Raw genomic sequence first — 11,826 nt, 5'->3', positions numbered from 1 at the left:
CACCCCTTTCTCGCCTCCCCCCGCGCCATGTGTGTGTTGTCCTGGCACCGCCTGTCCCCACCCCCCCCCCTCCTGGGGGGCCCCCCCGCCGCCCGCCCCCGGCCCCCCACCGGTGTGCGGGGCGTCAGCGCAGGCTGCCGTCCATGGAGTTGAGCAGCGTGCCGGAGGCGTCGTCGTTCTCCAGGGAGAAGGCGAACAGGCCGCCGAGGCCCTTGCTCTTGGTGTAGGCCCCGCGCGCCTGGATGGCCTGCGGGGTGTCGCCGGTCCAGAAGTTGGTGCCGTCGTAGACCCAGCTGCTCTCGGTGACCGGGTCCCAGTGGGTGGTGGCGGCGGTCGGGTTGAGCTCCTTCCAGGCGGCCAGTCCGGCCTCCTGGCTCAGCGGCTTGGCGGCCGTCGGGCCGGTCGCGCTCTGGTACAGGCCGTAGTTGGAGCCGGCCGGGACGCCCGTCCAGCCGCGCCAGTAGAACGGGATGCCGAGCACCAGCTTGTTGGCGGGGAAGCCGCCGGGGATGCCGTACTCGGGCAGGCCGGTGGTGTACGCGGCGAGCATGGTGTCCACGTTGTACTTGCGGGTGCCGGGGGTGATCGGCGTGGTCGGGTCGGCCGGGCTGTCGTGCAGCGGGTCCTGGTGGTTGGTCGGGCCCTTGGCGTCCCAGGCGCCGTGCATGTCGTAGGACATGACGTCGGCGTAGTCGAGGTAGTTGCCGATCTTGTCGGTCTCCAGCTGGGCGATCTTGTCCTGGCCGCTGGGCAGGGCCGCGGACAGCAGGTAGCGCTTGCCCTGGGCGGAGCCGAGCGCGTCCAGCTGGGTGCGGAACTCCTTGAGCAGGAGGGTGAAGTTCTGCTTGTCGGCGGGGGAGTAGTGGTTGCCGGTGTGGCCGCCGGCCGAGCCCGGGTACTCCCAGTCGAGGTCGACGCCGTCGAAGATGCCGGCCGCCGTGGCCGCGCCGCCGGAGGCGTCGCCCGCGACGCCGGTCGGCAGGTTCCCCTTGAGGAACATGTCGACGCAGGAGGAGACGAAGGTCTTCCGGGAGGCGTCGGTGGCGGCCGCGTCGGAGAAGTACTTGGAGTACGTCCAGCCGCCGATCGAGATGGTGAACCGCAGGTTCGGGTACTTGGCCTTGAGCTGGCGCAGCTGGTTGAAGTTGCCCTTGAGCGGCTGCTCCCAGGTGTCGCTGCTGCCGTCCACGCTGGTGCCGGAGTTGTAGTCGGACTGGTAGTCGGCGTAGGCGTCGCCCGCGCCGTCACCGGCGTTGGGGTTGTTCTCGTTGGTCGAGTCGGAGGCCTTCACCGCCTGGAAGCAGGTGAGCTTGGTGGGGTCGATGTTGGCGAACGCGTAGTGGATGACGTCCAGCTTGCCCGCGGCGCCGCTGGTGTCGACGTTCTTCGGGTAGTACGCGTTCTCGTAGACGCCCCACTGGTCGAAGTAGGCCGAGCGGACGGGCTGTTGCGCGGGGGCGGCGGCCGTCGTGGTGCTCACCGCGGCGGACTGGGCGGAGGCGTGGGAGCCGGAGTAGCCCTGGACGCTGAAGGTGTACGCCTTGCCGGGCAGCAGCGAGCTGACGGCGACGGAGGTGCCCATCGAGGTGGCGACCAGCTGGCCGTTGGACCACACCTTGTAGGCGATCGGGCCGTCGCCGGTGGTCAGGGTGGAGGGCTGCCAGGTGAGCACCACGGCGCCCGCGGTGACCTTGCTGACGGCGACGCCGGTGGGCGTGGTGACCTTGCCGTCCCCGGCCGGGCCGCTGGCGGTGGCCGTCGCGGTCGGGCTGCCGGATCCGGTGGGGCTGCCGCTGGCCGTCGGGCTGCCGCTCGCGGTGGGGCTGGTCGAGGCGGTGGGGCTGCCGGATGCGGTCGGACTGCCGGACGCGGTGGGGCTTCCGGAGGCCGTCGGGCTGCCGCTCGCGGTGGGGCTGCCGGTGGAGGTGGGCCCGGCCGGGCCGGTGAGGCTGAGGTCGTCGGCGTAGTAGGCGCCGGTGCCGTACCAGCCGTGGGTGAAGACCGTCACCGAGGTGGTGGTGGCGCCGGTGGTGAAGGTGGTGCTCAGCTGGTTCCAGCCGGTGCCGCCGGGCGTCCAGACCGAGGAGTTGACGCCCGTCCCGGTGGCACCGAGGTAGACGTAGCTGCCCTGGACGAAGCCGGACAAGGTGTACGTGGTGTTCGGCTGGACGGTGACGGTCTGCTGGCACTGCGCGGTGTCGGAGGCCGAGGCCGCGCCGCTGAGCGCGTAACTCCCGCCGTGCACCGGGGTGGTGACGACGGAGCCGTTGGCGCAGGTCCAGCCGGCCAGGGTGCCGGCCTCGAAGTCGCCGTTGGCCAGCAGGTTCACCGGGGCGGCCGAGGCGGGGCTGAGGGTCAGGGCGAGGGCGGCGCCGCTGGTGCTGAGCGTGGCGGCGAGGGCCAGGGCCATGGCCCGTCTGCGCGGAGCGGTCCGGCGCCCGGCGGCCTGGGCGGGCCGTGCGGGCATGACGCGGTCGTGCATGCGGTGTGTCCTCCGGATGTGTGGGGGTTCCGGCGGTGCGTGGCCCGGGTGGGCCGGGGGAGCCGCCTTGGCGCTGTGGGGGCGCGCGGGCAGGTGGAGCGTGCCGATGTACGGACGGCGGGCGCGGCGGGCCGGCTGACCCGCTCGCGTCACGACATCACAGATTGGACTGGACCAATATTCGCCGTCAAGGGTGTCCGCCCGCTGGACCGTTCCGGGCCGCCGCCGCCCGGGCCCGGTAGGTTGACCGCTGCGGAGCAGGCCCGCCGAACGGAGGACTCGCCATGGACAGCCAGGACTGGGACGACCGCTACGCCGCGACCGAGCTGGTGTGGGGCGCCGAGCCCAACCGCTGGGTGGTCCGCGAACTGGCCGGCCTCACCCCGGCCCACACCCCCGGTCATGCCCTCGACCTGGCCGCCGGCGAAGGCCGCAACGCCATCTGGCTGGCCGGCCGGGGTTGGGAGGTCACCGGGCTGGATTATTCCGCCGTCGCCCTGGAACGCGCCGAGCGGCTCACCGCCGACCTGCCCGACGAGGTCGCCGACCGGCTCACCTGGCGGCACGGCGACGCCCGCACCTTTGAGGCCCCCGCCGCCGGCTACGACCTGATCCTGGTCGCCTACCTCCAAGTCCCCGCCCAGGACCGGCGGACCGCGCTGCGCCGCGCCGCCGCCGCGCTCGCTCCCGGCGGCACCCTGCTGGTGGTCGGGCACGACCTGAGCAACCTCACCGAGGGCGTCGGCGGCCCGCAGGACCCGGCCGTGCTGTTCACCCCGGAGGACGTCCTCGCCGACCTCGCCGACCGCGGCCTGCGCACCGTCCGGGCCGAACGGGTGCACCGGACGGTCGGCCCGGAGCCCGGGCACAAGGGCGAGGGCGACGGCGTCGCGGTCGACGCGCTGGTGCGCCTGGAGCGGGGTGCCGAGTGACGGGGCAACGAGTGGTGGGAGACCAGGTGGCGGGGGGCCGAGTGATGGAGCAACGGGTGATGGAGCACCGAGTGGCGGCGCGGCCGGCCCGGCGCACCCTGCTCACCGGCCTGGCGATCGCCGCTCCGGTGGTGCTGGCGGGCTGCTCGGCCTCCTCCGGCAAGGCCGGCAAGAAGGCGGGCAAGGACGCCGGCGCGGCCAGGGCGAGCGACGCGGGCGGCGAGGCCCTGGTGATGATCATCCGCCACGGCGAGAAGCCGGACGGCAACCACCCGGGGCTGGACGAGAACGGCGGCCGCGACGGCAAGTCCCTGACCGAGCGCGGCTGGTCCCGCGCCAGGGCGCTGCCCACCCTGTTCGCCCCGCCCGCCCCCGGCCTGCGCACCCCCGCCCGGATCCTCGCCGCCACCGACCAGGGCCCGCTGGCCGGGGCGCACCGGATGCGGCAGACCGTCACCCCGCTGGCCGCCAAGCTCGGGCTGACCGTCGACACCGGGTACGCCGAGTCCCAGGAGACGGCGCTGGCCGGCGCCGCCCTGGCCGGGCCCCAACCGGTGCTGATCTGCTGGGAGCACTCGCGGATCCCGCGGATCGTCGAGGCGCTCGGCGCCGCCGGCAGCGGCGCGCCCGCCACCTGGCCGGACCGCTTCGACCTGGTCTGGGTGTTCGCCCGCCCGGCCGGCGGGGCCTGGACCTTCCAGGAGGTCCGCCAGCACCTGCTGGACGGCGACGCCTGATCCGCCTGCCGGCGTACGCGATGTGACGAAGAGTCAACTAGCTTGTGAGTCATGAGAATTCGCGCGTTCTTCGCCGCCGCGGCCGTCACGGCGCTGCTGCTGTCCGGCTGCGCCGAATCCGGCTCCGAGGGCGGGCCGCAGCCCCGGCCGACCCGGGCCAGCGGCGCGCCGCCGACCGGGGGCGAGCGCCGGGCCGACGGTGCCGAACTGCTCTACCGGGCCGAGGGCGGTCGCAGCGCCCAGAACCCCGCCTTCGCCCCGGACGGCCGCTCGGTGCTGCTGACCGAGTTCAGCGAGGGCTACAACAAGGGCGCCGCCGCCCTCGGGGTGCTGCCGCTGGACGGCGGCCGCACGCCGCAGAAGGTCCTGGAGGATCCCGACAAGGCCGCCGTCAACCTTCCGGGCACCAGCTGGAACGCCGCCACCGGTGCCTTCACCTTCGCCACCGACCGGGAGTCCGGCCACGACGAGGTCTGGCTGATGACACCGGGCGGCAGCCCGGAGCGGGTCACCCGGCACGAGGACGGCAGCGGCTACAGCGAGCCGAGCTTCTCCCCGGACGGCGCCTGGATCGTCTTCCAGCAGAGCTGGGAGCCGGAACACGCCGCCGTGCACGGCGACGACGCCGAACAGGACTCGCTCTGGAAGGTCCGCCGCGACGGCGGCCCCCCGGTCCGGCTGGTCGACGGCAAGGGCACCGGCACCGACAACCGGCAGCCGAACTGGTCGCCCCGCGGCGACCGGATCGTCTTCCAGCGGCGCGCCGCCGGCAGTGAGAGCTGGGCGCTGTGGACGGTCGGCGCGGACGGCACCGGCCTGCGCCAGGTCACCGACGTGCCGGGCGAGCACACCGATCCCACCTGGTCCCCGGACGGCCGGTACCTGGTGTTCTCCTCCAACCTCGGCGACCTGCCGAACGCCCAGGTCTTCGTGGTCGCGGCCGACGGCGGCCGCCCCGTCCGGGTGACCGGCGACGACGGCTCGTACGACGGCGCGCCGAGCTGGTCCCCGGACGGGAAGTGGATCGCCTTCGAGTCCGCCCCGGGCGGCGAGGCCAACCCCGCCGCCCTCTGGCGCATCCCCGCGCCCGCGCTTTAGGACCGGACAGACCTAGCCCGCCGTCACCGTCACCACCGAGTACTGCACGACGGTCAGCGGCACGCTGACCGTCGCTCCCGTGACGGTGTACGGGACGGGCTTGGGCGTCGGGTCGGTGCCGTCCGGGGTGGCGACGGTGACGGCCGTGACGGCGGCGCCGGCCGGGAGGGCGTAGGAGAGCGTGCAGTTGGCGGGCGTGGTGCGGAAGGCCGCCGGGGTGTCGCCGAAGTTGGTGAAGTTCACCAGGTGGACGACGGTGTCGTTGCCGAGCCGCCGCGCGTCCAGGAAGATCCGGCGGTCCCCGGCCAGGGTGACGGCGGGCGGTGCGGACTGGCGGACGGGGGCGAGCAGTTGGTCGGCCGAGGCCTGGTCGGTCTTGGTGAGGTAGCTGAGCCCGGCCCGGTTGCGGACGTACCAGCAGGTGCCGCTGCCGTAGGCGTTCTGCTTGGCGGCCGGCAGTGGGCTTCCGCGCCGCAGTCCGAGCACGTCGGAGAGGGCGAACTCGGTGCGCTGGCCGCCCAGTTCGTCGAGCGCGGTGGGCGCCGGGCCGGTGATCACGATCGTCCCGCCGGCCGCGACGAAGCCCCGCAGCACGGCCGCCTCGGCGTCCGAGACCGCCTGGAGGTCGGGCAGCAGCAGCACCTTGAACCGGGCCAGGTCGGCGGCGGCCAGGCCGGGGCTGGGCACCGTGTCGAACGGGATGTGCGCGTACACCAGCGCCTTCACCGCGCCCCGGAACTCGCCCAGCCAGGGGACGGAGGCGCAGCTCTGCTCCGGGTCGTCGCCGCCCCACCAGTCGGCGATCCCGGCCGGTGCGGTCGCGTTGACGTACATCCCGATGCCCGCGCCCGGGCTGACGTAGTCCCGGGACGGGCTGGAGTGGTAGACGCCGACCTGGGCGGTCGAGGCGGCGTTGTAGAGCCGCTCCTGGTTGGTCTGGACGAAGCGGTACATCCGGGCGCGCATCGCCGCGTCCACGGTGTCGTTCTTGTACGGCGTCTTCACCTCGTAGGGGTTGCAGCCGGTCGCGATCAGCTGGGACATCACCAGCGAGGCGTCGTCGGCCTGCCAGCCGTAGGAGAACGCCCAGGCGGGCTTGGTGCCGCTGGCGCCGCGCGCGTACTTGTACATCGAGATGAGACAGACCCAGTCGGAGGCGGTGGCGTGCCGCATGCCGTCGTAGTTGCCGAGGATGTCCACCTCCCAGACCTGGCTGACGGCGCCCTCGGCCTGGCGCAGGTAGCCGCCGTCCAGGCCGATCGAGGTGGCGTAGCGGTAGTCCATCGAGACGGTTTCGACGAAGGTGACCAGGTCGGGGTTGACCGCGCGCCCGGCGGCGGCGATGTCGAGCTGGAACTGGAGCAGGTTGCGGTGGCGCCATTCGAGGTAGCGGCGGAACACCGGGTCGGCGAAGTCTGCGGCCTTGGGCAGGGCGAGGCCGGTGTCGGCCTTGAAGGCGGCCGCGCCCCAGGTGGAGGCGTCGCACCAGGAGAGCACGCCGTCGAAGTAGATCGGGACGTCGGGCCAGATGCCGTCCACGCCGGTGGCGGCCACGCCCTTGATCCGCTTGAGGTAGTAGTCCCGCCAGGGCGAGTTGGGGCTGAGCCAGACGCTCTCGTCGCCTGGGTCGACCCAGACCACCACGCTGCCGTAGAACACGTTGGGCTTTCCGGCGAGGTCGCGCTGCACCCAGGCGCCGCCCTGGTCGTTCTTGTAGAACGAGCGGCCCTTCTCGCCGCCGGGGGAGATCAGCTCCAGGGAGGGGTAGTACATGACGACCTTGAGGCCGGCGGCGTGCGCCAGGCCGGTGAAGGTCTTCACCTCGGCCATGTGGGCCGCGAACTCGGCGTCGGTGAGCCAGTTGGAGAGCAGGGTGTCGAGTTCGATGACGCTGACGTTCTGCGCCTTGAGGGCGTCGACGGCGCTCTGCATGTCGGCGGGCTCGTTGAAGGTGCCGTCGCCGACGCGGGCGAACCGGGCCCAGTCCGGCCAGGGCTGCGCCGTGGCGGCGGCGCCCGGGAGGGGGGCGGGTGCGGGCGCGGACTCCGGTACGGGCGCGGGCGCGGGCTCCGGGGTGGCGGCCCAGGCCTGGCCGCCGGGCAGCAGGCGGACGGCGGCGAGCGCGCCGCCGGTGCCCAGGCCGGCCCGCAGCAGGCGGCGGCGGCCGAGGCGCGAGGTGGTGGCGGCGGTGGCGGGTGCGGGCGGTGTTCCTTCGTGCTCGGACATGGTGGTCCCCCCAGCGTGGGTTGGCGGATCACGGGAACGTGCGCGGAACGCTCGGTGCGTCGGCGGCCGTTCTCCCGGTCGGCGGCGCCTCCGGGCCGACCCTAGACCGCGTGCCGCCCGCCTGTTCGGCCCCTGTTCGCGGCTACGCCAGACGTCGGATCGCCGGTTGCCAGGTTGACCGAGCCGGATTGCGCGCCCGCCCCGCGCAAGCTCCTCCCCGGGGCGCTTGACAGTGTGCAGACCGCCCCCGGTGGTGACGGCGGGGGGAGCGCGGGGTAGGGGTGCTGGGAGCGCGCCGGTCGGATGATCATAGAAGTTCGACAGTGCTGTAGATTCACGGCACGGAGCGGCGGCAGGGACGAGGAGGGCACGATGAGCGTTTCGCTGGCCAAGGGGCAGAAGATCAGCCTGGAGAAGCCGGGCGGCGGTCAGCTGAGTGTGGTCCGGATGGGCCTGGGCTGGAAGGCCGCGCAGCCCAAGGGCTTCTTCGCCAAGCTGCTGGCCGCCGGTCGGGAGATCGACCTGGACGCCTCGGCGGTGCTGTTCTCCCAGGGGCGGCCGGTGGACGTGGTCTTCTTCCAGCACCTCAACAGCAATGACGGTTCCGTCCGGCACAGCGGCGACAACCTGGTCGGCGGCGCGGGCGACGCGACCGACGACGAGTCGATCACCGTCGACCTGACCAAGATGGCCGCCGAGGTCGACCAGATCCTCTTCACCGTCAACTCCTTCACCGGCCAGACCTTCCAGGAGGTCGAGGCGGCCTTCTGCCGGCTGGTCGACGAGCAGACCGGCGCCGAACTGGCCCGGTACACGCTCACCGGGGGCGGCCCGTACACCGCGCAGATCATGGCCAAGGTGCAGCGCACGCCCACCGGTTGGCAGATGACCGCGATCGGGCAGCCGGCCAGCGGGCGGACCTTCCAGGACCTGATGCCGGAGCTGGTCAAGCACCTGTGACCCGGTCCGGGGCCGGCCCGTCGCGGCCGGCCCCGTCGCGGGCCTTGATGTCAGCGCACTTCCAGGTCGCGGCGCCGGAACCCGGCCAGCGCCAGGGCGATCAGGGCGGCCGCGACCAGGGTGAGTGCCGCGAGCGGCGTCCAGTCCATGGCGGCTGCCGGGAGCCGGGGCACCTGCCCGAACGGGGAGAGCCGGTCCAGGCCCGCCGGGAGCTTCAGCAGCGGGCCCAGGTACCCGATCACGAACGCGTACGCCGGCACCAGCCAGGCCAGCTGCGTCGCCCGGGGCAGCCAGCCGTACACGGCGGCGGCGAAACCCACCGTCACCCACTGGGCGGGCGCGAACGCCAGGGCCGCGCCGAGCAGTCGCGGGAACGCGCCGGCGTCACCGATGGACAGCGCCCCGGCCAGGCCGAAGCCCACCCCCGCCGCGAGCAGCACCGCGGTCGAGCCCAGCAGCGCCGCCGCCAGGTGCCCGCCCAGCCAGCCGGACCGGGACACCCCGGTGGCCAGCACCGGCTCGGCCCGCCCGGCGCTCTCCTCGGCGCGCGGGCGCAGCGTCGCCAGCACCGCGTAGACCGCGCCGACCACCGCCACTACCAGCAGGGTCATCGCGGCGAAGGAGTCGGTGAGCGAGCGGCCGCCGAGCCGGGCGAGGGCCTCCTTCAGCTGGTCGACGTCCTTGACCATCGCGTCGGCGCCGCCCAGCAGTGACCCGTACATCGCGCCGAGCAGCAGCAGCGCGACCGCGAAGCCGCCCAGCAGGCCGCGGTGCAGGCGCAGGGCGAGGCCGAGCGGGGTGCCGAGGGCGGGGCGCGCGGTGGGCGGCCCCGGACGGGCGGCGCGCAGGCCGGCGCCCACGTCCCGGCGGGTGCTCAGCGCGAAGCCGGCCGCGCCGGTGACGACGGTCAGGGCGAGCGCGGGCAGCAGCGGCCACCAGTGGTCGTCCACGAAGGGGTAGCTGCGCTGGAGCCAGCCGATCGGGGAGGCCCAGGAGAGCCCGTTCGACCCGGCGTCCCCGGCCGCGCGCACCGCGTAGGCGGCGCCGAGCACCGCGAGGGCCAGCCCGGAGGCCGTCCGGGCGTGCGCGGTGACCTGGACGGCGACGGCGGCGACCGCCGCGAACAGCAGTCCGGCGGCGGTGGTCGCGGCCCCGAACAGCAGCGCGCCGCCGGTGCCGAGCCCGGGGACGCCGAGGGCGGGCAGCCCGGCGGCGAGCAGCACGCCGAGCGCGAGGTCGGCGACGGCGGCGGCGCCCAGGGCGGCCGCGAGCTGGGCGTGCCGGCCGACGGCGGCGGAGCGGACCAGCTCGGCCCGCCCGCTCTCCTCCTCGGCCCGGGTGTGCCGGGCGACGGTCAGCACGCTCATCAGCCCGGCCAGCACCGCCAGCAGGCCGAGCAGCCGGTGGCCGAGCATGGCGCCCCAGGTGTAGTCGGCCAGGTAGTGCCCGGGGCCGGTCATGGCGAGGACGGCTGAGCCGGCGGAGGCGTGGGCGATCGAGGCGCGGTCGGCGGCGGTCGGGTAGAGGGTGTGCACGCTGTTGGCGCTGGCGAGGGTGAGCAGGCCGAGGCCGAGCACCCAGGCGGAGAGGCGGAGCCGGTCGCGGCGCAGGGCGAAGCGGAGCAGCGTGGCGGTGCCGGCCAGGGTGGTGTGCGGGCGGGGCGGGCGCGGGGCCGTGGCGGGCGCGCTGGTCGCGGTGGTGGTGGCGGTCATCGGGCGGCCTCGCCGTCGAGCGGGTGCCCGTTGGCGGCCAGCTCGTCGCCGTAGTGGCGCAGCATCAGCTCCTCCAGCGTGGGCGGGTGGCTGACCAGGCTGCGCAGTCCGGCCTCGCCGAGGCGGCGGATGGCGGCGTCCAGGTGGGCGCCGTCCACGGCGAAGTGCACCCGGGCGCCCTCGGTGCGGACGGCGTGCACGCCCTCCAGCGTCTCCAGTCCGGTGACGGGGCGGTGGGTCTCGGCCTCGACCGTGGTGCGGGTGAGGTGGCGCAGTTCGCCGAGGCTGCCGGTCTGCACCACCCGGCCGTGGCGGATGATGCTGACCCGGTCGCCGAGCTTCTCCACCTCGTCCAGGATGTGGCTGGACAGCAGGACGGTCCGCCCCTGCCGCCGGGCCTGGAGGACGACGTCCTGGAAGACCACCTCCATCAGCGGGTCGAGGCCGGAGGTCGGCTCGTCGAGCAGCAGCAGTTCGGCGTCGGAGGCGAGCGCGGCGACGATGGCGACCTTCTGCCGGTTGCCCTTGGAGTAGCTGCGGCCCTTCTTGGTGGGGTCGAGGTCGAAGCGCTCGATCAGCTCGTCGCGGCGGCGGCGGTCGAGCCGGCCGCGCAGCCGGGACAGCAGGTCGATGGCCTCGCCGCCGGTGAGGTTGGGCCACAGTTCGACGTCGCCGGGGACGTAGGCGAGGCGGCGGTGCAGTTCGACGGCGTCGTGCCAGGGGTCCTTGCCGAGCAGTCGGGCGCTGCCGCCGTCGGCGCGCAGCAGGCCGAGGAGCACCCGGATGGCGGTGGACTTCCCGGCGCCGTTGGGCCCCAGGAATCCGTGCACCTCGCCGGTCTCGACGGTGAGGTCGAGGCCGTCCAGCGCGGTGGTCCGGCCGAAGGTCTTGCGCAGGCCGGTCAGGGTGATTGCCTTCGTCATGCTGCTGAAGCTACCGTAGTTTCAGAAAAACGTGAATATTGGGAAGGCGTTAAAGTTCAGTCGAGTTGTTGATCACCGGAGAGGGGAAGGCGCGCGTGGTGGAGCGGGAAGCGGAGCAGGGGCGCGACGAGCAGGCGGTGGCGGACTTCGTCGAACGGTTCGCGGCCGAGCTGGCGTCCGCGGGCATGGGCCGGATGCCGTCCCGGCTCTTCTCCTGCCTGATGGCCGAGGAGAGCGGCGTGCTGACCTCCGCCGAGCTCTCCGAGCGGCTGCGGATCAGCCCGGCCGCGGTGTCCGGCGGGATGCGCTACCTCATCCAGATCGGCCTGGCCGCCAAGGAACGCGAGCCGGGCTCGCGGCGCGACCGCTACCGGGTGCTGAACGACGTCTGGTTCGAGTCGCTGACCCGGCGCGACGAGTACCTGCTGCGCTGGGTGCGGGTGCTCAGGGACGGCGAGGCCACCGTCGGCGCGGGCACCGTCGCGGGGGCGCGGCTGGGGGAGAGCGCGGCCTTCTTCGCGTTCATGGTGGACGAACTGCACGGCATGCTCGCGCGGTGGCGGGTGCACCGGGAGGGGCTGGGGCCGGGGGCGCTGCCGGGGGCCGGGGCCGGGGCCGGGTCGGATCCGGCGTAGGGCTCGGTCTCGGTCTCGGTCTCGGGAGCGTAGCGGGCGGGGCGGGGAACGCGGACGGGGGGCGCCCCGGGGGGGGGCGGGGGGCCGGTTTTGGGGTGTGTGCGCGGTGTGTATTAAAAAA

General features: G+C 74.0%; 9 protein-coding genes. 5 read left to right on the top strand and 4 right to left on the bottom strand.

Annotation, left to right across the window (positions count from 1 at the left end):
• Positions 1-124: 124 nt before the first annotated feature.
• Complete coding sequence (locus ACFV6D_RS03070; protein WP_380558067.1) at positions 125-2,482, bottom strand: glycosyl hydrolase family 18 protein; 2,358 nt, start codon at positions 2,480-2,482, stop codon at positions 125-127.
• Positions 2,483-2,766: 284 nt separating this feature from the next.
• Here ACFV6D_RS03070 and ACFV6D_RS03065 point away from each other — a divergent pair, with 284 nt between their 5' ends.
• Genes ACFV6D_RS03065 through ACFV6D_RS03055 form a run of 3 tightly spaced genes read left to right on the top strand, consistent with a single transcriptional unit; the run spans position 2,767 to position 5,249 of the window.
• Complete coding sequence (locus ACFV6D_RS03065; protein WP_079136135.1) at positions 2,767-3,414, top strand: class I SAM-dependent methyltransferase; 648 nt, start codon at positions 2,767-2,769, stop codon at positions 3,412-3,414.
• Between the two features lie 59 nt (positions 3,415-3,473).
• Complete coding sequence (locus ACFV6D_RS03060) at positions 3,474-4,151, top strand: hypothetical protein (protein WP_380558197.1); 678 nt, start codon at positions 3,474-3,476, stop codon at positions 4,149-4,151.
• 51 nt (positions 4,152-4,202) lie between these two features.
• The gene (locus ACFV6D_RS03055; protein WP_380558064.1) at positions 4,203-5,249 is read left to right on the top strand and encodes a hypothetical protein; all 1,047 of its coding nucleotides are present in this window, start codon (positions 4,203-4,205) and stop codon (positions 5,247-5,249) included.
• 12 nt (positions 5,250-5,261) lie between these two features.
• On the opposite strand, the gene ACFV6D_RS03050 is transcribed toward ACFV6D_RS03055, so the two are convergent.
• Positions 5,262-7,475, bottom strand: a complete 2,214-nt coding sequence (locus ACFV6D_RS03050) for a hypothetical protein (protein ID WP_380558061.1) — start codon at positions 7,473-7,475, stop codon at positions 5,262-5,264.
• A gap of 372 nt (positions 7,476-7,847) precedes the next feature.
• Here ACFV6D_RS03050 and ACFV6D_RS03045 point away from each other — a divergent pair, with 372 nt between their 5' ends.
• Positions 7,848-8,435, top strand: coding sequence for a TerD family protein (locus ACFV6D_RS03045; protein WP_063350626.1), 588 nt, complete (start codon positions 7,848-7,850; stop codon positions 8,433-8,435).
• A 50-nt stretch (positions 8,436-8,485) separates the two neighbouring features.
• On the opposite strand, the gene ACFV6D_RS03040 is transcribed toward ACFV6D_RS03045, so the two are convergent.
• Together ACFV6D_RS03040 and ACFV6D_RS03035 are read right to left on the bottom strand one after the other, a co-directional pair.
• Positions 8,486-10,147, bottom strand: a complete 1,662-nt coding sequence (locus ACFV6D_RS03040; RefSeq protein ID WP_380558058.1) for an ABC transporter permease — start codon at positions 10,145-10,147, stop codon at positions 8,486-8,488.
• Positions 10,144-11,070, bottom strand: a complete 927-nt coding sequence (locus ACFV6D_RS03035; RefSeq protein WP_063350628.1) for an ABC transporter ATP-binding protein — start codon at positions 11,068-11,070, stop codon at positions 10,144-10,146. The genes ACFV6D_RS03040 and ACFV6D_RS03035 overlap by 4 nt, the downstream gene beginning before the upstream one ends.
• 95 nt (positions 11,071-11,165) lie before the next feature.
• On the opposite strand from ACFV6D_RS03035, the gene ACFV6D_RS03030 reads away from it, so the two are divergent.
• On the top strand, positions 11,166-11,705 hold the full coding sequence (locus ACFV6D_RS03030; protein WP_380558055.1) for a GbsR/MarR family transcriptional regulator: 540 nt from the start codon (positions 11,166-11,168) through the stop codon (positions 11,703-11,705).
• Positions 11,706-11,826 lie beyond the last annotated feature (121 nt).

The sequence above is a fragment of the Kitasatospora sp. NPDC059812 genome (assembly GCF_042732075.1).
GTDB lineage: Bacteria > Actinomycetota > Actinomycetes > Streptomycetales > Streptomycetaceae > Kitasatospora.
This window is presented reverse-complemented; position numbering and strand designations above follow the sequence as displayed.